Annotated in this window: 22 protein-coding genes; 8 read left to right on the forward strand and 14 right to left on the reverse strand. The window is 64.4% G+C overall.

The features are described from left to right. Positions 1-38 precede the first annotated feature (38 nt). The 4 genes from ASILVAE211_RS11295 (at position 39) to ASILVAE211_RS11310 (ending at position 5336) form a co-directional block, all read left to right on the forward strand. Positions 39-308, forward strand: coding sequence for an FAD assembly factor SdhE (locus ASILVAE211_RS11295; RefSeq protein WP_227321423.1), 270 nt, complete (start codon positions 39-41; stop codon positions 306-308). Continuing rightward, on the forward strand, positions 308-3751 hold the full coding sequence (gene mfd / locus ASILVAE211_RS11300) for a transcription-repair coupling factor (RefSeq protein WP_227321424.1): 3444 nt from the start codon (positions 308-310) through the stop codon (positions 3749-3751). Before ASILVAE211_RS11295 ends, mfd begins: the two co-directional genes overlap by 1 nt. A 93-nt stretch (positions 3752-3844) precedes the next feature. Then, positions 3845-4630: a bestrophin-like domain gene (locus ASILVAE211_RS11305; protein ID WP_227321425.1), complete on the forward strand. Its 786-nt coding sequence runs from the start codon at positions 3845-3847 to the stop codon at positions 4628-4630. 100 nt (positions 4631-4730) lie between these two features. Then, a complete protein-coding gene (locus ASILVAE211_RS11310; RefSeq protein ID WP_227321426.1) occupies positions 4731-5336 on the forward strand; it encodes a YceI family protein in 606 nt (201 codons plus the stop codon). 19 nt (positions 5337-5355) lie between these two features. On the opposite strand, the gene ASILVAE211_RS11315 is transcribed toward ASILVAE211_RS11310, so the two are convergent. Beyond that, positions 5356-6585, reverse strand: a complete 1230-nt coding sequence (locus tag ASILVAE211_RS11315; protein WP_227321427.1) for an aminopeptidase — start codon at positions 6583-6585, stop codon at positions 5356-5358. Positions 6586-6696: 111 nt separating this feature from the next. Between ASILVAE211_RS11315 and ASILVAE211_RS11320 the strand changes: the two genes are divergently transcribed. Further along, complete coding sequence (locus ASILVAE211_RS11320; protein ID WP_227321428.1) at positions 6697-7476, forward strand: N-formylglutamate amidohydrolase; 780 nt, start codon at positions 6697-6699, stop codon at positions 7474-7476. Here the strand turns inward: ASILVAE211_RS11320 and ASILVAE211_RS11325 are convergent. From ASILVAE211_RS11325 to ASILVAE211_RS11370, 10 genes are all read right to left on the reverse strand, one after another. Then, a complete protein-coding gene (locus ASILVAE211_RS11325; protein ID WP_319799556.1) occupies positions 7473-7799 on the reverse strand; it encodes a type II toxin-antitoxin system PemK/MazF family toxin in 327 nt (108 codons plus the stop codon). The two genes, ASILVAE211_RS11320 and ASILVAE211_RS11325, sit on opposite strands and share 4 nt — an antisense overlap. An 8-nt stretch (positions 7800-7807) precedes the next feature. Continuing rightward, positions 7808-8101 (reverse strand): hypothetical protein, encoded by a 294-nt coding sequence (locus tag ASILVAE211_RS11330; RefSeq protein WP_227321430.1) that lies wholly within the window; start codon positions 8099-8101, stop codon positions 7808-7810. Between the two features lie 73 nt (positions 8102-8174). Continuing rightward, on the reverse strand, positions 8175-9530 hold the full coding sequence (locus ASILVAE211_RS11335) for an L-serine ammonia-lyase (protein ID WP_227321431.1): 1356 nt from the start codon (positions 9528-9530) through the stop codon (positions 8175-8177). A 39-nt stretch (positions 9531-9569) separates the two neighbouring features. After that, the gene (locus tag ASILVAE211_RS11340; protein WP_227321432.1) at positions 9570-10118 is read right to left on the reverse strand and encodes a sarcosine oxidase subunit gamma; all 549 of its coding nucleotides are present in this window, start codon (positions 10116-10118) and stop codon (positions 9570-9572) included. Continuing rightward, positions 10108-13164 (reverse strand): sarcosine oxidase subunit alpha family protein, encoded by a 3057-nt coding sequence (locus tag ASILVAE211_RS11345; protein ID WP_227321433.1) that lies wholly within the window; start codon positions 13162-13164, stop codon positions 10108-10110. The genes ASILVAE211_RS11340 and ASILVAE211_RS11345 overlap by 11 nt, the downstream gene beginning before the upstream one ends. Next, positions 13164-13442 (reverse strand): sarcosine oxidase subunit delta, encoded by a 279-nt coding sequence (locus ASILVAE211_RS11350; RefSeq protein ID WP_227321434.1) that lies wholly within the window; start codon positions 13440-13442, stop codon positions 13164-13166. The genes ASILVAE211_RS11345 and ASILVAE211_RS11350 overlap by 1 nt, the downstream gene beginning before the upstream one ends. Before the next feature lie 13 nt (positions 13443-13455). Next, complete coding sequence (locus ASILVAE211_RS11355; RefSeq protein ID WP_227321435.1) at positions 13456-14709, reverse strand: sarcosine oxidase subunit beta family protein; 1254 nt, start codon at positions 14707-14709, stop codon at positions 13456-13458. Between the two features lie 109 nt (positions 14710-14818). After that, complete coding sequence (locus tag ASILVAE211_RS11360) at positions 14819-15517, reverse strand: trypsin-like serine peptidase (protein WP_227321436.1); 699 nt, start codon at positions 15515-15517, stop codon at positions 14819-14821. Positions 15518-15572: 55 nt separating this feature from the next. After that, complete coding sequence (locus tag ASILVAE211_RS11365) at positions 15573-16133, reverse strand: GNAT family N-acetyltransferase (RefSeq protein ID WP_227321437.1); 561 nt, start codon at positions 16131-16133, stop codon at positions 15573-15575. A 31-nt stretch (positions 16134-16164) separates the two neighbouring features. After that, positions 16165-17277, reverse strand: a complete 1113-nt coding sequence (locus tag ASILVAE211_RS11370) for an ABC transporter substrate-binding protein (protein WP_227321438.1) — start codon at positions 17275-17277, stop codon at positions 16165-16167. A 189-nt stretch (positions 17278-17466) separates the two neighbouring features. Here ASILVAE211_RS11370 and ASILVAE211_RS11375 point away from each other — a divergent pair, with 189 nt between their 5' ends. The 3 genes from ASILVAE211_RS11375 to ASILVAE211_RS11385 all read left to right on the forward strand — a co-directional run bounded on the left by ASILVAE211_RS11375 (position 17467) and on the right by ASILVAE211_RS11385 (position 19892). Beyond that, positions 17467-18048, forward strand: a complete 582-nt coding sequence (locus ASILVAE211_RS11375; protein ID WP_227321439.1) for a tyrosine phosphatase family protein — start codon at positions 17467-17469, stop codon at positions 18046-18048. 468 nt (positions 18049-18516) lie between these two features. Next, positions 18517-18798 carry a hypothetical protein gene (locus tag ASILVAE211_RS11380; RefSeq protein WP_227321440.1) on the forward strand — a complete coding sequence of 94 codons (282 nt, stop codon included), beginning with the start codon at positions 18517-18519 and terminating at the stop codon, positions 18796-18798. 170 nt (positions 18799-18968) lie between these two features. Continuing rightward, on the forward strand, positions 18969-19892 hold the full coding sequence (locus ASILVAE211_RS11385; protein WP_227321441.1) for a hypothetical protein: 924 nt from the start codon (positions 18969-18971) through the stop codon (positions 19890-19892). Between the two features lie 155 nt (positions 19893-20047). On the opposite strand, the gene dgoD is transcribed toward ASILVAE211_RS11385, so the two are convergent. The 3 genes from dgoD to ASILVAE211_RS11400 all read right to left on the reverse strand — a co-directional run bounded on the left by dgoD (position 20048) and on the right by ASILVAE211_RS11400 (position 22979). Then, positions 20048-21199, reverse strand: a complete 1152-nt coding sequence (gene dgoD / locus ASILVAE211_RS11390; RefSeq protein ID WP_227321442.1) for a galactonate dehydratase — start codon at positions 21197-21199, stop codon at positions 20048-20050. A 217-nt stretch (positions 21200-21416) separates the two neighbouring features. Further along, the gene (locus ASILVAE211_RS11395; RefSeq protein WP_227321443.1) at positions 21417-22148 is read right to left on the reverse strand and encodes an aspartate/glutamate racemase family protein; all 732 of its coding nucleotides are present in this window, start codon (positions 22146-22148) and stop codon (positions 21417-21419) included. Positions 22149-22154: 6 nt separating this feature from the next. Continuing rightward, positions 22155-22979: an ABC transporter permease gene (locus tag ASILVAE211_RS11400; RefSeq protein WP_227321444.1), complete on the reverse strand. Its 825-nt coding sequence runs from the start codon at positions 22977-22979 to the stop codon at positions 22155-22157. Positions 22980-22994: the final 15 nt, after the last annotated feature.

Here is a 22994-nt window from a genome sequence, read left to right on the forward strand (position 1 = left end):
GACTCTTTGGGCTTGGGTGGCTATAGCTTTGATCACCCATGAGCGATTCCGTACCAGACCTTGACCAGCGCCGGCGGCGCCTTCTGTTCCGAGCCACCCATCGCGGCACGCATGAGCTTGACCTTCTGATCGGCGGTTTCGTCTCATCCCGGCTTCACGCCTTCACGACCGATGAGCTGACGGAGATCGAGCGACTCCTGGAACTGCCGGAGCCCGATCTGGCCGAGTGGCTTACCCGCCGTCAAGCTGTGCCACCCGCGCTGGACCATCCGCTGCTCCAGGCCATGATCGCCGCAGGTGGCAAATAATGACCCGTCTGACCGTCTATGGCGCGCCCGAAGGCTGGGACGCGGCCCTGCTCGTCCGCCAGGCGCTGGATGCCAAGGGGCCGATCCTGCATGCGGCGCGGGACGACCAGCGGCTGGCCCGCATGGCCGAGGCCTTGGCCTTCTTCGCGCCCGAACTGCCGGTGCTGCGCTTCGGCGCCTGGGACTGTCTGCCCTATGATCGCGTCTCCCCCAATCCGGCCATCGTCTCGGAACGCATCGCGACCCTGGCGCAGCTGTCGGGCGGCGGCTTTCAGCGCGGCGTGGTGCTGACGACCGTCAACGGCCTCATCCAGCGCGTGCCACCGCGCGCCATGTTCCAGGGCACCAGCCTGAACCTCAAGCCCGGCGCCACCGTCGAGCCTGAGAAGCTGGCGATCTTTTTGGAAGCCCATGGCTACGCCCGCGCCTCCACCGTCATGGAGCCGGGCGAATTCGCTATGCGCGGCGGTATTATCGACCTGTTTCCGGCTGGCGAGCCGGACCCGATCCGCCTCGATCTCTTCGGCGACAGTATCGAGTCCATGCGCCGCTTCGATACCGACAGCCAGCGCAGCGGCGATGCCGTGAAGGGCCTGACCCTGCATCCGGTCTCGGAAGTGCCGCTGGACCCCGAATCGGTGGCCCGATTCCGCACCAGCTGGCGCGAGCTGTTCGGCCAGGCCGCGACCGAAGATCCGCTTTACCTCTCCATTTCCGAGCGGCGCCGCCATGCCGGCATGGAACATTGGGTGCCGCTGTTCTACGACGCGATGGAAACGCTCGCCGATTATATGCCCGGCGTTTCCATCGCGCTGGATCATCAGGCCGAGGAGGTTCTGGCCTCCCGCCTGGAACTGATCGGCGATCATTACGAGGCGCGCCGCGTGCCGCCGCGCGACGGCGAGACGCCCTATCGACCTATCCCGGCCGAGCGGCTGTATCTCAGCGCGGATGACTGGTCCGGCCTGCTGGCACAGGTGCCGAGCTTCACCTTCAGCCCCTTCGGGCGGCCGGATGGCGCGCAGGGCGTGGATGGCGGCGGCCGGCCCGCGCCCATCTTCGCGCCCGGCGGCGATATGCAACCGGATATTTTCGACAAGCTGCGGGCGCAGGCCGCCACCTGGACGGCTGAGAAGAAGCGTCTTGTCATCGCCGCCTGGACCGATGGCTCGCGGGAACGCCTTGGCGGGCTGCTGCGGGAACAGGGTTTCGACCAGCTGATGGTCGCGGCCAATGCGGATGCCGTGCGCAAGCTGCCGCCGAACGCCATCGCGCTGGTCACGCTCGGCATGGAACGCGGTTTTGTGGGTGACCGCATGGCCGTGGTGGGCGAGCAGGATTTGCTCGGCCGCCGTCTGGCCCGCCCGCCCCGCAAGCGCAAGCGCGCCGATCAGTTCATCGCCGAGGCCACCGACATCGCCGAGGGCGATCTGGTGGTGCATGAGGATCACGGCATCGGCCGGTATGACGGGCTTGTCACCATCCGCGTCAATGACGCCCCGCATGACTGTCTGCGGCTGATCTATGACGGCGAGCACAAGCTGTTTCTGCCGGTCGAGAATATTGAGGTTCTGTCCCGCTTCGGGACGGAGACCGCCGGCGTCACGCTGGACAAGCTGGGCGGTGCGTCCTGGCAGAACCGCAAGGCGAAGGCCAAGACGCGCATTCGCGACATGGCCGCCGGGCTTATCCGCATCGCCGCCGAACGGCGTCTGCATGAAGCGCCGAGCCTGGCCCCGCCGGAAGGCATGTGGGACGAATTCTGTGCCAAGTTTCCCTTTGTGGAGACGGAGGATCAGTCCCGCGCCATCGCCGACGTGCTGGAAGACATGGCCTCCGGCAAGCCGATGGACCGCCTGATCTGCGGCGATGTCGGTTTCGGCAAGACGGAAGTGGCGCTGCGCGCGGCTTTTGTCGCCGCGATGTCCGGTGCGCAGGTGGCGGTAGTTGTGCCGACAACTTTGCTGGCGCGGCAGCACTTCCGCAGCTTCTCGGCGCGCTTCGCCGGCCTGCCGATCAATGTGGCGCAGCTCTCGCGCATGGTGACGGCCAAGGAAGCGACGCAGGTCAAGGCCGGTCTGGCCGATGGCACCGTCAATATCGTCGTCGGTACCCATGCGCTGCTCGCCAAATCCATCAGCTTTGCCGATGTCGGCCTTGTCATCGTCGACGAGGAGCAGCATTTCGGCGTCGCGCATAAGGAACGCCTGAAGTCGCTCAAGGCCGATGTGCATGTGCTGACGCTGACGGCGACCCCCATTCCGCGCACGCTGCAATTGGCGCTGACAGGCGTGCGGGAGATGAGCATCATCGCGACCCCGCCGGTCGACAGGCTGGCTGTCCGCACCTTCATCATGCCCTTCGACGGTCTGGTGATCCGCGAGGCGATCCAGCGCGAGCGCTTCCGGGGCGGGCAGATTTTCTGCGTCTGTCCGCGCCTGGAGGATATGGAGCGCGTCGGCAAGCGGCTGCTGGAAATCGTGCCCGATCTGCGCATCGTCGAAGCCCATGGCCGCCTGTCGCCGACCGACCTGGAACGCGTCATGACGGAATTCGGCGACGGCAAATACGATGTTCTGCTTTCGACCAATATCGTCGAAAGCGGTCTCGACATGCCGGCGGTGAATACTTTGATCATTCATCGCGCCGATCTGTTCGGTCTCGGTCAGCTCTATCAGCTGCGCGGGCGTGTCGGACGCGGCAAGCAGCGCGGCTACGCCTATCTCACCTGGCCGCCGAGCTTCCGCCTTTCGGCGGCAGCCGAAAAGCGGCTGGACGTGATGCAGACGCTGGATACGCTGGGCGCGGGTTTCACGCTCGCCAGCCATGATCTGGATATTCGCGGCGCCGGCAATCTGCTGGGCGACGAACAATCCGGCCATATCCGCGAAGTCGGCATCGAGCTCTATCAGCAGATGCTGGAAGATGCGGTCGCCGATCTGCGCGCCGAACGCGGCAAGAAAAGCCGCGCGGCCGAGCGGGACTGGACGCCGACCATCGGCCTCGGCCTGCCCGTGCTGATCCCCGAAGCTTACGTGAAGGATCTGCCGGTTCGCCTCGGCCTTTATCGCCGCATCGGCAGCCTGTCTTCGGTCGAGGAGACGGAGGCGATGGGCGCCGAACTGGTGGACCGCTTCGGGCCGCTGCCCGAGGAGGTCGACAATCTGTTGCAGGTGATGACGCTGAAACGCATCTGCCGCGAGGCGGGGGTGGAGAAGCTGGATGCCGGGCCGAAGGGCATGGTGCTGGGCTTCCGGGGCAATGCCTTCGGCAATGTCGCGGGGCTTATCCCCTGGATCGGCAGCCGGGGCGGGGCCATCAAGCTGCGCCCCGACCACAAGCTGGTGGTGGTGGCGGATATGGATATTTCCAAGCGCATCCGGCTGGCCAAGGACATTCTGGGCAATCTGGCGCGCATCGCGGGACAGGATAAGGCGGCTTAGCGCCTTCTATTCGTTATCTTTCGACAGATTGACGCGAAGCCGTTCCTCGGTCAGAGCTTTCGCCCAGCGTCATGGCAGGGAAGCTCCACGATAATGGTCCTACACTCGCCTTTGGTCGCTCTGATCATGATGGTGCTGATCTTCGGCGGCGCGATGCTCGGCATGGCACTGTCGGGCAAGCTGCCGCAGCATCATTTCAGTCCCGAAACCCGGTCTGTCGTCACCGCGTCCATGGCGGTGGTCGGCACCATGTCGGCCTTGGTCATTGGCCTGCTGATCTCGACGGCGAATACGTCCTTCTCGGCCCGCAACGCCAATGTGGCCGAACTTTCCAGCGACATCATCAAGATGCAGGACGTGCTGAACCGTTACGGTCCGGCCGCCGATCCGATCCGTCAGGATTTGAAGGACTATGCGGCACGGACCTATCAGGATCTCTTCACCGAAAACCGCAGCAGCCGCGCGGTGGAGAATCCGGCGACGACCGCCGTTCTCAATAAAGTTCAGGACAGCATCCTCGCCCTGAAGCCTGCCGACGCCCGCCAGACCTGGCTGGTGGGGCAGGCCTTGCAGGTGTCGAGCGATATCAGCGCCGCGCGCTGGCAATTGGTGCAGGAGGAATGGAGCGCCTTTCCGGCGCCCTTCCTGGGCGCGGTCCTGCTGTGGCTGGTTGTTCTCTTCCTCAGCTACGGCCTGTTCGCCCCCAGAAACCTGACGGCGGTGATCGCGCTTTTGCTCTGCGCTTTCGCGGTTTCGGCGGCATTGAAATTGATGCTGGATATGGAAGCGCCCTTCGAAGGCGGCATTAAATTCTCCAGCCCGCCCATCCGCCTGTCCAGCGAGCCGCTGCGCCATACGCTGGATGTGCTGGGCAAGTAGCGGCCTGCCGCGCCGTCAGTCGCGGCCAGTTCGCCATCGCAAAAGTAACCGAATAAAACCGCCGGATTGGTGTTTACTCCCCAAAGCAGGGGTAAACACCATGGCCTTCATAAAAACCGGCCGCGACCCGTTTCGGCGAAAATCCTGGCTGATGGCGCTGTGTCTGGCCGCCGGCATCGGTCTGGCGTCCAGGCCGGCCGTGGCGCATCCGGTGGAATATGTGATCGACCAGACGACAGCGCGCATCGCCTTCGGCACGACGGTCGCGAATGTGGTGCCGGTCAACGGCGATTTCCGGCATTTCACCGCGCATATCCACTTCGATACCGATCACCCGTCAGCGGTGAATATCGCGGTTCTGGTGTTTGACGATGCGATTAATGTGCCTTTCGGCGGGGCAGCGACCCTACGTTCGCGCCCCTATTTCGACGCGATGCGCTTCCCCACCATCCGGTTTGAGAGCGACAGCGTGCAGGCTTTGCCGGGCGACCGCTTCGCCATCGCCGGCAATCTGACCATCCGCGACGTGTCCCGTCCGCAGGCGCTGACCGGCACGCTGGTTCATAGCGTTGCCAAGGGCGTGCCGGTGATGCGTCTCGTCTTTCACAGCCGGCTGAACCGGACCGATTTCGGCATGGTGGCGGACCGCCCGCTGATCGCCGATGACGTGACGCTGACCATCACGACGGTTCTGCGGGCGCCCTAAGGGGAAAGAGCGGGCTAACTCAAATCGCCCATTCGCCGCCGCGCATCACGGCTTCGGTCCCGCCCGAGGCGGTCACGCCGTCGATATCGATTTCGCCCGAGCCGATCATCCAGTCGATATGGATCAGGCTGCGATTGGCCCCGGCCTCGACCAGCTGCGCCTCGGTCTTATTCTCGAAATCGATGATGCATTTATTATAGGCCTGCCCCAACGCGATATGGCAGGCGGCGTTCTCATCATACAGCGTGTTGTAGAACAGGATGCCGCTCTGCGAGATGGGGGAGGAGTGCGGCACCAGCGCCACTTCGCCCAGGCGCGCCGCGCCTTCATCCGTCTCCAGCACCTTCTGCAAAACCTCTTCGCCGGTGCGGGCCTTGGCTTCGACGATCTTGCCGGCCTCGAAGCGCACGGAAATATCCTCGATCAGCGTGCCTTGGTAGGAGAGCGGCTTGGTGCTGCGCACGAAACCGTCCACGCGCCGCGCATGCGGCGTGGTGAAAACCTCCTCGGTCGGGATATTCGGATTGCAGGTAATGCCGTTGCGCGCCTTTTCCGACCCGCCCGCCCATTCATGCGCGTCGGCCAGCCCGACCGTCAGGTCGGTGCCGGGGCCACGGAACCGCAGCGCCGAAAAGCGCTTGTCGTTCAGGAAGGTCTTGCGGTCGTGCAGGCGCGCGTTATGCGCGGCCCAGGCGGCCACCGGATCGGCCTGATCGATGCGCGACGCCGCGAAGATCGCATCCCACAGCTTCATCACGGCGTCGGACTCGGTCGCATCCGGGAACACCATCGTCGCCCAGGCGGTGCTGGCGAAGGAGACGATGCTCCAATTGATATGAAAATCGACGATATGCTGTAGCGCCGGCTGATAGGCCTTTGACCGCGCGCGGTTGGCGCGGCTGACCTTGTCCGCGTCCTGACCCGCGAGCAGAGCCGGGTTTTCGCCGGAAATGGCAAGGCGCGCGGCACCGGCGCCATAGGCCTTCGCCATGCCCTCGAACAGCCACGCCGGGGCCGTGTCGAAACTCTCATTCGAACCGAGTTCGAACCGCGCCAGGGTGGCGTCATCGTCGCCGTAGAAGGTCGTCACCAGGGAAGCGCCGGCCTTATAGGCGTGGCGGGTGATCAGCCGGGCGAGGGGCAGGCTTTCCAGCGGCGCCGTCATCACCAGTTCCTGGCCGGGGGCCAGGCCCAGCCCCGTCTTCACGGCGACTTCGGCCAGACGGTCGAGCTTGGTTTCGAAATCCATGACGCTATCCTTCAATGACGCGGGCCAAGGTCAGAACCAATTGCCGACGAGGTCAAGTCATGGATGCCGGCCGGGGCTGGCGCTGGCGCTTGGGCCAGCTATGCTGCGCGGATGAATGACGCCACGACTCTGCTTTCAGACAGTGATCCCGCGCCCGTGGTCATCGACCATGCGCAAGGCTCCTCCGATCTTTTCCTGACCTGCGATCACGCTGGCCGGCGGATGCCGCAAAGCCTGGGGCAGCTTGGCGTCTCGGATGCCGAGATGGAGCGGCATATCGCCTATGACATCGGGGCCCGCGCCGTCGCCCTGCGGCTGGCGGACGCGCTGGACGCGACGCTGATCCGGCAGGTCTATTCCCGCCTTGTGATCGACTGCAATCGCGACCCCTCGGTGCCGAGTTCCATCCCCGAGATCAGCGAGACGACCGAAATTCCGGGCAATATCGGCCTGACGGATGACCAGCGGCTGGCGCGGCAGGTGGAGATTTTCCAGCCCTATCACGATGCCATTGCGGCGGCGCTGGATGCGCGCCTGTCTGCCGGGCAACCCACCGCCATCGTCGCCGTCCATAGCTTCACGCCGGTCTATAAGGGCGAAGCACGGCCCTGGCACGCGGCCGTGCTGTATAATCGCGATGCGCGGATGTCGCTGATTCTGAAGCGGCTGCTGGACGAAGAGGGTGGCCTCGTGATCGGCGATAACGAGCCCTATTTCGTCAGCGACCTGACCGACTACACCATTCCGGTCCATGCCGAGCGCCGCAACCTGCCTTACCTTGAACTCGAAATCCGCCAAGACCTGATCGCGACGGAAACGGGCCAGGCGGAATGGGCGGATCGGCTGATCCGTCTGCTGCCGAAGGTCTGGGCGGAATTTCAGGCGGGTTAACGCCGATCGAGCCCTAGGAATCGGGCCAAGGCGGCGTCCACCGCCTGCATCGTTTCCGAATCCACCACGCCGATAACAGGACCGATTTTGTCGCGTGGAACGGTCACCGCTTTGTCGATCATGATTTGCGACACCACCCGCAATCCGTTTTCCGGGCTCGGTTTTATGGTGACGCGGAAGTTGCGCCAGTCGTGCAACTCGCTGGTCAGGCGCAGAACGGTAATGCTGTTGAGTTCAGCAAATGGGTCCGCTTGGATAATCAGCGCCGGTCTCGGTTTGCCGTAATCGCCCGACACCGCGATCGTCACGAGGTCGCCGCGCATCAAAGCCTTTAAGCCGCCCAGAAATCTGGGTCGTCGAGGTCGGCGGCAATTTCGCGCATGATCTGCGCTTCATCACTGAGAGGATCACGTGCGGCTCGGGCAGCCTCCAGAGACTCCCGCTTGGCTTCGGCCTCAAAGGCTTGCCGTTCCCGCTGCTTCACATAGGCCCGCATGAAGTCGCGCAGAACTTGAGCGGCTGGCTTGTCCTCCGCTTCGGTCGCAGTCGTGAATGCGGCCTTCAGCGCTGGGTCGATGCGCAGGTTGAAGCTGCTATCCTTGGGTGTTCGGCTGGTCCGGGGCATGGCCCGCTCCGTCACTGCAATATGTGCGTATAATGCAGTTACATAATCCAGGCAGGCGGAATTTTCTAGGGTCTCAGCACTCCGTGAAATTCACGGCCAACCCACCCAGCGACGTCTCCTTGTATTTCGACTGCATATCCATGCCCGTCTGCCGCATCGTCGCGATCACCTGATCCAGCGAAATGCGGTGCGTGCCGTCACCATGCAGCGAGAGGGACGCCGCGTTGATGGCCTTGATGGCCCCAAAAGCATTGCGCTCGATGCAGGGTATCTGCACCAGCCCGGCGACCGGATCGCAGGTCATGCCCAGGTGATGCTCCATGCCGATCTCGGCCGCATTCTCGACTTGCAGAATGCTGCCGCCGAGCGCGGCGGTGAGGCCGGCGGCGGCCATGGAGCAGGCAACGCCCACTTCGCCCTGGCAGCCCATCTCCGCGCCTGAAATAGAGGCATTGATCTTGAACAGCGCGCCGATGGCCGCCGCCGTCAGCATGAAATCCCGCATCCCTTCCAGCGAACTCTCCGGGCAATGGTCGCGGTAGTGGCGCAGCACGGCCGGCACCACGCCGGCGGCGCCATTGGTCGGCGCCGTCACCACGCGCCCACCGGCCGCATTCTCCTCGTTCACCGCAATGGCATAGAGGCTGACGCGGTCCATCATGCCATGCGGCAGCGGCGTATTGCGGCGGGTGGCTGCTTCCATGCGTTCCAGAAGCGCCTTGGCGCGTCTCCGGACTTTCAATCCGCCCGGCAATTCGCCTTCGCCCTCCATGCCGCGATCGATGCAATCCATCATCACGGCGATGATCGCATCCAGCCGCCGCTCGATTTCAGCCTGCGGCAGGCGGGCGCGCTCATTCTCCCACATCATGCCGGCGACAGAGAGGCCGGCGGCCTCACCCATTCGCAGCATTTCGGCGCCATTGGTGAAGGGATAGGGCAGCGGCACCGCGCCATCCTCGAAAGCCTCGCCCACCTCATGCTCGCGGGCGATGAAGCCGCCGCCGACGGAACACCATCGCTCGGCCAGCAGCACGCTGTCATCGGCGTCCAGCGCCGTCAGCACCATGGTATTGGCGTGGACCGGCGTCTCGGCCTCGGTATCGAAGATGATGTCGCGGGTGGGGTCGAAGCCGATCATCTGGCTGCCCAGCGGCAGGCGATAGGCGCCGCGCGCATCGTCGATGATGCGCCGCGCGGCAGCCGCCGTGACGGTATCGGGGCTCTCGCCGGCCAGGCCCAGCATGACGGCGGTATCGGTCGCGTGGCCGCGTCCGGTCCAGGCGAGCGACCCCAGCAGCCGCACCTCGATCCGCTCGGGCAGGCACGGCAGCGCGGCCACGAAGGCGGCGGCCGCCTTCATCGGCCCCACGGTATGGGAGGAGGAAGGGCCGATGCCGATCTTGAAGAGATCAAAGACGCTGATCATGAGGCCACTCCACGCAAAAGACAGAAGCAGCCGGCAAGATCAGGCCCCGAATTCGCGCATATGCTCGCGCAGGAAGCCCCGAATATAGGGGGCGAAGCTGCGCCAGACCTCGATATGGAAACGGTCGGGCTCGGTGCGCCAGATGGCGAGTTCGGCCTTGCCCATGACGGTCCGCGTGCACATGCCGACGGGGAAGGCCCGCAGGTCGAAATCCAGCGGATTGCCGCCGGCCAGGACGGTCGCGGCCTGCCGGCCGGACAGGCCCAGCGCGTATTGCCGCTCGGAAATATCGACCAGACTATGCGGCTGGCCGGCAAGCGACGTGGCCGCTGCCGCGATCACGGCATCCGTATCGCTGGGCAGCATCAGCAGCAGCAGCCATTCGTCCGGCCCGAGCCAGAGCGCTGCACGGCTGCCGCTGATGGCGGCGCGGCAGGCCTCCTGCGGGAGCGCCAGACCGAAAGCCTCGCCCATGGCGCTGACCGCCGCACCACGGCCACGGAAATTCAGCCGGCCAAAGGCGGGCAGGGTTTCCAGCCGCACGCCATTAGCGTCGATCGGCGTGGTCTCGACAATATCAGACAACATCGAGGCGTGCTCCCTCAGCGTCATAGAAGACAGGCGAGACGAGTTTGACGGCGACGGACCCACGGCCCGGCACCAGAACCTGAAGGGTCTCGCCCATACGGCTTCGCCCGGCTTCCACCAGGGCCAGCGCGATCGGGTGGCCCAATGCCGCGCTCATATAGGAGGAGGTGACATGGCCCAGCACCGTCATCGGCTTGGGCTGGCGGGGGTCGGCCACGATCTGCGCGCCTTCCTCCAGCACCGTGCGGCCGTCAGCCGACAGCAGGCCCACCAGCTGCTTGCGCTTGCTCTCCATCATGCCGGGGCGGGTGAGGGACCGCTTGCCGACGAAGTCCTTCTTCGCCTTGCCGATGGCCCAGGTGAGACCCACGTCGTCCGGCGTCGCCGTGCCGTCCGTCTCTTGCCCCACGATGATGAAGCCCTTTTCGGCGCGCAGCACATGCATGGTCTCGGTGCCATAGGGCGTGATGCCGTGCTTGCGGCCTTCGGCGTACAACGCTTCCCAGACCCGGCGGGCTTCGCTGGGCGGCACGTTGATTTCAAAACCCAATTCGCCGGTGAAGCTGACGCGGAACAGGCGGGTCTTGACGCCGCAGATGCGGCCTTCGGCGATGGCCATATGCGGGAAGGCCGCCGGTGACAGGTCAATGCCTTCGACGAAGGGCGCAAGCACTTCACGCGCCTTCGGCCCTTGCAGGGCGATCACCGCCCATTGCTCGGTCGCCGAGGTCAGCCAGACATTGAGGTCCGGCCATTCGGTCTGGAGGTAGTCTTCCATCATGTTCAGAACGGAAGCCGCGCCGCCCGTCGTGGTCGTGACATGAAAGCGGTCTTCGGCGATGCGGCCCACGACGCCGTCATCATACACAAACCCGTCCTCGCGCAGCATGACGCCATAGCGGCAACGCCCGACGCCAAGCTTGGTCCACGGGTTCACATACATGCGGTTCATGAATTCGGCCGCGTCCGGCCCCACGACCTCGATCTTGCCCAAGGTTGAAGCGTCAAAGATGCCCAGGCTGCCGCGCACCGCCTTGCATTCGCGGGCGACGGCGGCGTGCATGTCTTCGCCCTGGCGGGGGAAGTAGCGGGCGCGCTTCCACTGGCCGACATCCTCGAAAACCGCGCCTTCGCCCTCGGCCCAGTGATGGATGGCCGTGCGGCGGATGGGGTCGAACAGATCCCCACGCGCGGCCCCGGCGAAATTGCCGAAGGTCGTGGGCGTGAAGGGCGGCCGGAAGGTGGTGAAGCCGATTTCGGGAATGGTCTTGCCCTGGGCCTGCGCCATCACGCCCAGCATGGGCATATTGCTGGTCTTGCCCTGGTCGGTCGCCATGCCCGTCGTCGTATAGCGCTTGGCATGTTCCACCGAGCGGAAGCCTTCGCGCACCGCGAGCTTCAAATCCTTCGCCGTGCTGTCGTTCTGGAAATCGACGAAGGCGCGCACACGATTGGCGTCGCGGTTATGCGGCAGCGCGCCAAGGAAGGTGGAGGCATCGCCCGCCGGGCAGACGGTGACGAAAACCCGCGTGGTGACGGCATCGCCGCCCGCTGCGACGGCGGCGTCATTACCGGCCTTGAAACCGGTGCTGAGTGCCGCTTCCAGACCATAGGCACCGCTGGCGGCGCCCGCCGCGCGCAAGGCCTGGCTGGCCGCGACCGCGCCCGGCACATAGGCCTGCACCGTGTCATCCCAACGCAGCTTCGACAGCGATTGCGAATAGAGATGCAGCGTCGGCGTCCAGCCGCCGGCCATCAGCAGCAGGTCGCAGGCAATGTCCTGCGTCTTCCAAACAGTGCCGTCCTCACCGACCGAGGCGATGGAGGCGCCATCGACGCGCATCTTGCCCGAGGTGCCGGCGATGGTCTTGCCGGTCTCGATGGGCAGGCCGGCGCGCTTGGCCGCGTCATAGCCCGTGCCGCTGGGCGCGCGGCGCAGATCGGCGATGGCGGCGATTTCGACGCCGGCTTCGGCGAGCGCGAGCGCCGCGCGATAGCCGCTGTCATTGGCGGCGGCGATGACGGCGCGCTTGCCCGGCTTCACGCCATAGCGGTTGAGGTAGGTTGTCGCCGCATCGGCCAGCAGGATGCCGGGGCGGTCATTCTCGGGGAAGGTCAGCGGACGCTCGAAAGCGCCGGTCGCCAGCACAACTTCGCGGGCGCGCACCTGCCACATCCGCTCACGCGGCTGAGCGCCATCGGGGCTGGCCAGATGATCGGTCACGCGCTCGACGAGACCGACATGATTATGCGGGTAATAGCCGAAGCCCGTGGTGCGCGGCAGCAGGGTGACGTGGCTGTAGCCTGCCAGTTCCGCCAGCGTCTCGGCCAGCCAGACCTGCGCGGGCTTGCCGGCGATGAGGGAACTGGTGTCGGCAAGCAACGACCCGCCGAATTCGTTCTGCTCGTCGCAGAGGATGACGCGCAAGCCGGATTCTGCGGCGGCGAGCGCTGCGGCAAGGCCCGCCGGGCCGGCACCGATGACGAGCACCTCGCAATGAACGTGGCGCTGCAAATAGCGATCCGGGTCCGGCGCGGTCGGCACTTTACCGAGACCGGCGGAGGCGCGGATAACGGGCTCGTAGACGCGGTCCCAGAAGCTGCGCGGCCACATGAAGGTCTTGTAGTAGAAGCCCGCCGGCAGCAGGGCCGCGAAACGGTCGTTAATGCCGCCGACATCGAAACCCAGAGACGGAAAGCGATTCTGGCTGATCGCCGACAGGCCCTCATACAATTCCACCTGCGTCGCGCGCAGATTGGGGGCCGTACGCCCCGCGTCGCGGCTGACGGTGACCAGCGCATTCGGCTCGTCCGATCCCGCCGTCATCACGCCGCGAGGGCGGTGATATTTGAAGGACCGGCCCATGAGATGGACGCCATGCGCGAGCAATGCCGAGGCCAGCGTATCGCCGGCCACGCCGCTATAGGCTTTGCCGTCGAAGCTGAAGGTGACGGGCTTTGCGCGGTCAATGCGCCCGCCGGAGGGCGTGCGGAAGGGCTCGTTCACGGTGGCGGCGGTGAAATCGGGTGCGAGAGAATCAGGCATCACACGCCTTCCGGGCGGGCTTCGCCCGTCTTGTAGCTGGCCAGGATCTGATCGGTCGTGGTGTCGCGCACGACATTGAAGAAGCGCGCGCAGCCGTGGATATGGCGCCAGCGCTCGGCATGGATGCCGCGCTCATTGTCGCGGCTATACAGGAAGGAGGCCCATTCCTGGTCGGTCAGCGGCGACGGATCAACCGGGCGCGCGATATGCGCCTGGCCGCCGTAGCGGAATTCCAGTTCCGGCCGGGGGCCGCAATGGGGGCAGGGGATAATCAGCATCGGTCCAGCTCCCTCAATGCGCCACGGCCGCGGCGGCGGCCTCGTCGATGAAATTGCCGGTCACGAAACGGTCCAGGCTGAAGGGCGCGTTGATCGGATGCGGCTCGTCCTTCGCGATCGTATGCGCGAAAAGATGCGCCGAGCCCGGCGTGGCCTTGAAGCCGCCGGTGCCCCAGCCGCAATTCACGTAAAGGCCCTTCACAGGGGTCTTGGAGATGATGGGCGAGCGGTCGGGCGTCGTATCGACGATGCCGCCCCAGTTGCGCAGCATCCGCAGGCGCCGGTACATCGGCACCAATTCGCAGATCGCATCCAGCGTATGGCCCGCGATATGCAGGCCGCCGCGCTGCGTGTAGCTGGTATAGGCGTCGGTGCCGGCGCCGATCACCATCTCGCCCTTGTCGGACTGGCTGATATAGGCGTGGATGGTGTTGGACATGACGACACAGGGAAAGTCCGGCTTCACGGGTTCCGAGACCAAAGCCTGGAGCGGAAAGCTTTCCAGCGGCATGCGCAGGCCCGCCATGGACATGACGACCGAGGTATTGCCGGCGGCCGAAACGCCGACCTTCTTGGTGCGGATGAAGCCGCGCTCGGTCTCCACCCCTTCCACCGCGCCGGAGGCGTCGCGGCGGATGCCGGTGACGGCGCAATTCTGGATGATATCGACGCCCATGGCGTCCGCCCCGCGCGCATAGCCCCAGACGACTGCGTCATGCCGGGCCGTGCCGCCGCGCCGCTGCAAGGCGCCGCCCACGACCGGATAGCGGATGTTCTGGGAGATGTTCAGCGCCGGGCAATAGGCCTTGCACTCTTCCGCCGTCAGCCACTCATTATCCACGCCCGCCGCCTGATTGGCGAAGACATGGCGCTTGAAGACCTGAACGTCATGCACCGTATGCGCCAGCATCAGCACGCCGCGCGGGGAGAACATGGTGTTGTAGTTCAGATCCTGGGACAGCGTTTCCCAGATTTTGAGCGCATGATCGTAAAGGGCAGCGCTCTCGGGGAAGAGGTAATTGGAGCGGATGATGGTGGTGTTGCGGCCGGTATTGCCGCCGCCCAGCCAGCCCTTGTCCAGCACCGCGATATTCCGCAGGCCGTGTTCCTTGGCCAGGTAATAGGCCGCGCCCATGCCATGGCCGCCGCCACCCACGATGACGGCGTCATATTCAGCCTTGGGCTCAGGCTCACGCCAGAAGGGTTTCCACCCTTGATGGCCGCCGAGAGCGTGACGAAGGAGGGATAGGCCAGAGAAGCGTTCCATATGGGCCGATCGTTTCTATGCGCAGGATGCAATAGTGGTGCGCTGACCGCAGCAAAGCAGCCAGAACGCAGGTGCCTGGAGATTTGAACGAAGGCGACGCCCCTGTCTGCTAGGGCGCCAGAGGTTCGGCAAGGCCTTTGACATGGCGGCCCCCGGTGCTGGCGACCGACAGGCCGATGACACCCCAGCTCCCGCCCGCCAGTTGCGTGAAAAGCGCCGCACCACTGGTGCCGGGCTCCCCATGACAGTCATCCTCCAGCAGCCGGTTGCCGCCACGGTCGACGCGAAAACCCAAAATCCGGCAGCGGTCGACCTGTAAAATCTCGTCATGGTCGCGATTATAGCCGCCCAGATAGACCACGGTGCCGACCGGGGGCATGGCGGGCGCGAATCGCACGCTGTCCGCGTCCTGGCCGATCGGATGGTCCAGCGTCAGGAAAGCGCGGTCGAGGCCCAGCGTGCGCAATTCCTGCGTCGGGTCGTAGCCGGGGGAGACGACGAAGCTCAGCGCCCTGGCCTGGTCGGCATAGGTGCCGCGATCATAGCGCCACAGAAAATGCACCGAACTCGGCTGCACGTAATGGCCGGTGGTCGGGCGGAACAGGCAATGGGCTGCGGTCATGACCAGACTTGGCGCGATCAGGAAGCCGGTGCAGCGCGTGCCCAGTTCCGTCTGCACGCGCCCCAGCGACCGCCAGGGCTGGGCTGTCAGATCGACCGCCACGGGCTGCGCGCGGACTGGCGCGGCCGGCACCAAGGCGGTCAGAAGCAATACGACGCTCAGGAATCGGGTGCGGCGATGGGGCATGCGCATTTCTACCGCAATGCAGCACGACATCTCAGCCCTTTTGGGGCCGGTCAGGTCAGGATGTCTGTTTCGTCAGCCGATACAGCACATGACGGCAAAGGGGATGGGGGTGCGGCAGCAGCGGATGGTCGAATTCGCCCGCCAGCTTCATGCCCACGCGCTCCATGACGGCGCGGGAGCCCGTGTTGTCCGGCACGGTGAGGGCGACGATTTCGGGCAGACGGAGCGTGTGGAACCCATAGGCGATGGCGGCGCGAGCGGCCTCGGTCGCATAACCGCGGCCCCAGAAGCCGCGCGTCAAGCGCCAGGCGATTTCCACCGCCGGCGTGAAATCCGCCTCGAAGCGTATGCGCTGCAAGCCCAGCGCGCCGATGAAGGCGCCGGTCTCGGCCAGTTCCACGGCCCATTTGCCGTAGCCGTCCTCGGCCCAATGCGTTTTGGTACGCGCGATATAGGCATCGCTTTCGGCAGCCGTTTTAGGGCCGCCGAGGTAGCGCATGGTTTCCTCATCCGCGTTCTGCGCGGCGAAGGGTGCCGCGTCCCGCGCCTCCCACATACGCAGGCGCAGACGCGCGGTGGTCAGTTCGGGCCAGGAGCCGGGCGATGTCTCGGTCATAGGCACCTCTTGCCCGGCCCCTGGAAGGAGATCAACCGACCTTCACGTCGCGGGTCCAGAGGTCGGAAATGACCTTCTTGGCGGCGTTGGTCTGATCCAGCGTCGCGAACTGCGTCTTCTTATAAGCTTCCGGCGAAGGCAGCTTGGCGAGCATTTCGGCCGGGATGGCGCCCGCCGCCAGCATGGCATTGAAGCGAATCGGATGGGCGTATTGCGCCAGGAAGCCGAGCTGGCCCTCATCGCTATATAGGAATTCCTGCCACAGGCGCGCGGCTTTGGGATGCGGCGCGAAGGCGCTGATGGCCTGGGCATAGAAGGCGCCGAAGGGCGCGCCGTCATTGGGCACCACAACCTCGATCGGCGCCATCTTGGCGGCATTGTCGCGCGAGGTGAGGTTGAGATAGTCCCAGCGCAGCACGATGGGCGCCTGTCCGCTGACCAGCATGGGCTCCGTCACCGCGACCGGGTTCAGATTGCCGGCTTTTGCCAGGCGCGCGAAGAATTCGACGCCGGGTGCGACGTTATGCATTGTGCCGCCGAAGGCGAGATTGGCGGCCATGACGGTGGCCAGCGCGTCACCCGAGCCCAGCGGCGTGCCGTCCATGGCGACCATGCCGCGATATTCGGGCTTCAGCAGGTCGCGCCAGCTGCGCGGCACATTGGCGACGACCTTGCGGTTCACCGCGAAGGAGACGATGCCGAAATAGTCGCCCACCCAATGGCCTTCCGGGTCGCGCGCATCGGCCGGGATATCCTTCCAGGTCGCGACCTTATAGGGCGCCAGCAGCTTCTTCTGGGTGCCGAGCACGGCGAAGGTGGGGGACAGGTCCATGCAATCCGGCGCGCGGTCGTCATGCTTCAGGGTGCGCACCGCCTGAATTTCCTCGGCCGAGCTGCCTTCGGAATTGCTGTCGTCGATGGCGATGCCGTAGCGCGACGAGAAGGTCTTCATCAGCGGCTCGAAGGCCCAGTTATGGGACAGTGCCACAAGGTTGAGCTTGCCCTCGGCCTTCGCGCTCGCGATCAGGGCCGGGGAGAGGGCGGCTTCGGCCGCGCGAGCCATGGGGGCAAAGCGGGTGCCGGCAGCGGCCAGCGTCGCCAGGGAAGCGCTTGCGCCAAGCAGGCCGCGCCGGGAAATCGTCATAAGGTCGGTCCGTTCTCAATAAAGTGAGGGGCGGCCTTATGGTCCGGCTTTGATGACAGCCGCGTGATGGTTTTGCGTCGGGTGGATGTTGTCTCTTAACCGCGATTAATGCGTTTGCGCTGTCAGTCTGGCGCCCAAAACCAGATCGTCCCATGTTTGTCGTCAGGATTTTGACAGGACTGCCGCGTGATGATCGACGCTTTGGGCTTCAGCATAGCCGTCTGCGGTATAGAGGAACTGGGCGACCATGCCGCGCTGGGGGCCACGCATGTGCTGTCCATCCTCGACCCTGATCATCCGGTGCCGGAGGCTTTCGGCCAGTATGGCGAGCATGCCCGGCTGGAACTGCGCTTTCATGACATCATCGATCCGCAGCCGGGGATGGTCCTGCCGTCTGAGGCGGATATCGCGGCCATCCTGGCCTTCGGCCGCAGCGTGCAGGCCAGCGGTCCGGCAGCGCGGCTTCTGGTCCATTGCCACGCCGGCATTTCCCGCTCCACGGCGGCGCTGGCGCTGATCATTGCCCAGGCGCGGCCGGACAGCAGCGCCGAATCGGTGCTGGGGCAGGTTCATGGCATTCGCGAAAAAACTTGGCCTAATCTGCGGATGATCGAATTGGGCGATGGCGCGCTCGGCCGCGACGGCAGGCTGACGGAGGCGGTTTTCGACCTCTATCGCCGGCAGATCGACAAGCGCCCCCATATCGCGGACTTCATGGAAAAAGGCGGCCGTGGGCGGGAAGTGGCCGGCGCCGGTCGTAAACTGGCCTGATCGCGCCACCGGCGCGCCGGCTTTCGTCGCGCTGGGCTCAGCGCTCTCGGAAACTTGTCCGCGCCTGCGCAAGCCGGAATGGCGGCTTCTGGCCAAAAATCGTCCCTGGGACAGCGGTTCCCCGGCGCTAAAAGCACCCAAAAAAACGTTTTGATTGACCCTGTCCGGTCGATTGAAAAAGGAAGGAGACCTAGTCACGGCGCCTAGGTCTTTGGTCCAGAATTGACGAACCGGTCCAGAAAATAACCAAGAACTAGACCTGGCGGCGTAAGTAATTCCGGTTCGTCGATTTAGTCAATCAAGCCAGTTGGTTGTTTGTTCAAACAAAAAAACTAAGTTAATGGCTGATAAATTTTTATATCGACCAAAATTCGCTTTACTAATTATTTACGTTTCACCATCATGGCTTTCGTTCCGGGTCGCCATCAGACTTCAGGCGCGACGGCTGCCGTCTCATCAAGAGATCGCATGATTTTTGGCTCTATCAGCGGTTTTAAGACATCGCTGCCGGAGCCTTGGATTTTGAAAAACGACTGCATAGGGCAGGAGAAACGTCAGTGCGGTGATAGTTCACCCAAGTGCATGACAGCAGGCGGGGCGGGTCCGGATGGGTCGGATCAATTCGCTCGGGTTCTGCACATATTTGTCTTGAAGATGGATAAGGCAGCCATAATCTGTGGCGGTTTTTGCTCGGCTGCTTCGTCAGCCGGCAAAGCGTCAGTATTGATCGCAGGTTTTGTCTCCATTTGAACGTGATTGCTATGTCATTTCATCTTTCATGGAAAGATGAAGTCGGGATCTTGCGTCTTGTAAACGACCACAAAAACTTTGTGATTCTTCCGGTTCGCCGAGGCGACAAGCGACCACCGGCAAAGGCCTGACCGATTAGTGCGTCTCCTTTATTCTAGCTGGAGTTAATGATGAGCGACATTATGACGGTTAACGGCGGGTCGATCCCGTCGAACTTCAGTGCCGGCTTCGCGCAGACGGCATTTTTGAGTTTCTTCAACCCGTCCACGATCGTGACCCAGATCAGTGGTGCCGGCAGTTTCGTGGTGAATGACGGAACCTTTCCGTCCCCCACTGCGATCATGGCCAGCGAAGTGGCGGTGACGCTGAGCGGTGCCAATGCCATCGCCATCACCGGGGCCAGCGATACCGTGACGGCCGGCGGGTCGTCGCCCTATCAGGCTTTTCTGAATGGCGGCGGCAGCAATGTGCTGAATACGGGTTCAGGGCAATCCACGGTCTTCGCCTCCTCGGGTTCGGCGACCATCAATGCCGGTGCAGGTTCGACCACGGTCGAAGGCAGCAGCGGCAGCCTGGCCTTCAATGGCGGCTCGTCCAGCAACGATCTGGTTTTCGCGGGATCGGGCTTCGCATCGATGGACGGCGGCTCGGGCGGGAATGACACCCTGGTCGGCGGGTCTTTCGCGACCTTCATCAATCTGTCCGGCGCGTCCCAGGACGATTTCGCGGTCGCCGGCACGGGCATCACGGTCATCGATGCCTCGCAGACGACAGGTGGCCTGACCATCTCCACCAACCCGAGCGGCGTTGGCGTCCTGTCGGCCATCATGGGGTCCGGCGCCGATACCTTCGTCGGCGGCGGCACCACCCATACGGTGGTGCAGGGCGGCAGTGGCGCGGATGTCTTCCTCTTCCTCAGCAACGGCCTGCCGGGCGCCGATACCATCCTGGGCTTCAGCGCCAAGGACAATATCGGCTTCGAGCCAGGGCTGACGATCAAAGGCGAGGCGGTCGGGACGATGGGCGATGTCATCACGCTCAGCGATGGCACCACCATTACGCTGTCGGGTGTCGACCACAAGCTGTTCAGCTGACCGATGCCGGCGGCCGGTTAACGGTCGCCGGAATGGGCTGAAGGTGACGCACAGACTGGCCGAACCCCGTGGGTCGCCGCGGGACTCGGTTTTAAATGCCACAGCGGGCATCGCCATCATGGGCGATGCCCGCTATACTGTTTAGCGGTGACCGATCACCACTCGGCGAAATTGCCGTCGGCCAGGCGGAAGATCGGGTTGCGCCAGCCCTTGAAGTCGCGCGACAGCTCGCGGATCAATGCCTCGTCAAGGTTGATGCCGAGGCCGGCGCCGGTCGGCGCCTTGACGAAGCCGTTTTCCAGATCGAAGACGGACTTGTCCGCCAGATAGGTCAGCAGGTCATGGCCGCCGGTATTGTAATGAATGCCGAGGGACATTTCCTCGATCACGAAATTCGGCGTCGAGACCGCAATTTGCAGGCAGGCGGCAAAGGCGATCGGCCCCAGCGGGCAATGCGGGGCCAGCGCCACGTCATAGGCTTCTGCTTGCGCCGCGATGCGCTTCACTTCCGAAATGCCGCCGGCATGGGACAGGTCGGGCTGGATGATGTCGACGATGCCGCGCTCCAGAAAGGGCTTGAAGTCCCAGCGCGTGAACAGGCGCTCACCCAGCGCGATGGGGATGGTGGTCATCCGCGACAGCTGCTCCAGCCCCTCGATATTCTCGGACAGCAGCGGCTCCTCGATGAACAGCGGCTCGATCTCTTCCAGGCGCTCAGCCAGACGGCGGGCCATCGGCTTATGGACGCGGCCGTGGAAGTCGAGGCCGATATCGAGCCCTTCGGCCTTCACCGCCGCCGCACGCTCCACCACCGCGTCCAAATCACGCGGAGACGCGACCCAGTTGAGTTCGGAGGTCGCGTTCATCTTCAATGCGCGGAAACCCTGCGCCTTGCGGGCGCGGGCGGCTTCGCCGACCTCGTCCGGGCGGTCACCGCCGATCCAGGCATAGCATTCGACCTTGTCGCGCACTTTGCCGCCGAGCAGCTGCCAGACCGGCACACCCAGCGCGCGGCCCTTCAAGTCCCACAGCGCCTGATCCAGGCCGGACAGCGCGCTCATCAGCACCGGGCCGCCGCGATAGAAGCCGCCGCGATAGCCGACCTGCCAGATTTCCTCGATATTATGGGCGTCCTGGCCGATGAAGCGGTCCCGGAAGGACGCGAAAACGCCTTCAACCGCCTCGGAATGGCCTTCCAGGCTGGCTTCGCCCCAGCCGACCGCGCCGTCCTTGGTTTCAACGCGGACAAACAGCCAGCGTGGCGGCACGGCGAAGGTTTCGATGCGGTCGATGATCAAGGGCTTCATGGCGCAGGCGGCTCCGTAATGGTCGGAACATTCCTAGCCTGAGAGCGCGCAGCCAGAAAGCCGGTCAAATCGGATGGCTTGGCCGAATGGGGCGCATAGGAGACGCTTAGTGTGGTCAATCAGAGTCGTTCGGGTTTGATCGAAACGCCTTTCTGATGTCGCCCCCGGACTTGTTCGGGGGCGCCTAGCCCGGGGGCCCACCCGTTCCGGCGCCACCTTAGCTGGGCGCGAAGCCTTCCAGCATTCCCGCATACGGCTTCACGCCTGGGCGCGCGTAGCCCGCGACCTTGGAGGTGGACAGGCCCAGTCCCACCAGGCCTTCCGCCAGCTTCACCGCCGCCGCCACACCGTCAATCACCGGCAGGCCCATCTCAGCGGTGAGTTCGCGCGCGAGATCGGCCATGCCGGCGCAGCCAAGCAGGATGCATTCCGATCCGTCCTCGGCAATCGCCCGGCGGATTTCGGCGCGCACCTTCTCAACCGCGCCGCTGGCCGGGTCTTCCAGCGCCAGCACCGGCACGCCGGCGGCCCGGGCGCGGCCACGCCCTTCCATGCCGTAGCGGCGGATAAGCCCGTCCATGGCGGGCAGCGAGACGGGCAGGGTGGTGACGATGGTAAAGCGATGGCCCAGGAACCCCGCCATGCGCATCGCGGCCTCGCAGATGCCGATGACGGGAATGGATGTCACGGTGCGGGCGGCGTCGATGCCAGGGTCATCGAAACAGGCGACGACGACGGCCTGCGCGCCGCGCTTTTCGCCCGCCATCACCTCGGTGATCAGGCCCGGCACGCAGAAGGCCTCGTCATAAAACCCTTCGATGCTGACAGGCCCCATGGCGGGGTTCACGGCCTCGATCTCCGTGCCTGCTGCGGCGACGGATCGCGCGGCGGCACCGATCTTCGCGGTCATGGAAGCGGTCGTGTTCGGATTGACGACAAGAATTTTCATAAGCGTTCAGCCAAGCTTGGCCGCGCGGCGGCGGCGGATGATGGCCATGCTGGTCATGGCGACGATGATGACGAGCGCCGAAAAAGCCGTCGTCAGCGTGCCCAGCGCATAGATCACCGGTGTCGTCACATTCGCCGTCATGGCGAAGATTTCCAGCGGCAGCGTATTGCTGTCGCCGGCCGTCATCATGGTGCGCGGAAATTCGTCATAGGAGAGCGAGAAGCCGAACAGCGCGATGCCGACCACGCCGGGCAGGATGATCGGCAGGATGACATTGGTGAAGCTGCGCCAGGGTCCGGCGCCGAGGTCGCGCGCGGCTTCCTCCCAGCTTTTGTTGAAGCGGTTGAAGACCGCGAACATGATCAGCAGGCCAAAGGGAATGGTCCAGGTCAATTGCGCGCCGAAGGCGGAACTCCACCAGGCCGGGTTCAGGCCGAGCTGGCTGAACAGCAGGCCGATGCCGAGGCTGACGAGGATGGACGGCACGATCAGGCTGGCAATGACGAGGTAGAACAGGAAGGTGGAACCCGCGAAGCGGCGGCGGAAGGCCATGCCGCCGGCCACCGAAATCACCACATTCGCCACCATGACCATGAAGGCAAGGATGAGCGAGCGGGTAATCGACCCGCCGAAATCCCCCACCATCTGCTGCTGGAACAGCGCATGGAACCAGTGGACGGAAAAGCCGTGCATGGGGAAGGTGAGGCCGCCGTCCGGTCCCTGGAAGGACAGGATGACGATGGTCGCAATCGGCCCGTACAGGAACAGCACGAACGCCGCGAAAAGCGACGCCAGAATATAGAAGGATTTGCCGCGCCGGTCCCGGTTCATCGGTGTGCTCCGCCA

This window comes from Acidisoma silvae, assembly GCF_020618775.1.
Classification (GTDB): Bacteria; Pseudomonadota; Alphaproteobacteria; order Acetobacterales; family Acetobacteraceae; genus Acidisoma; species Acidisoma silvae.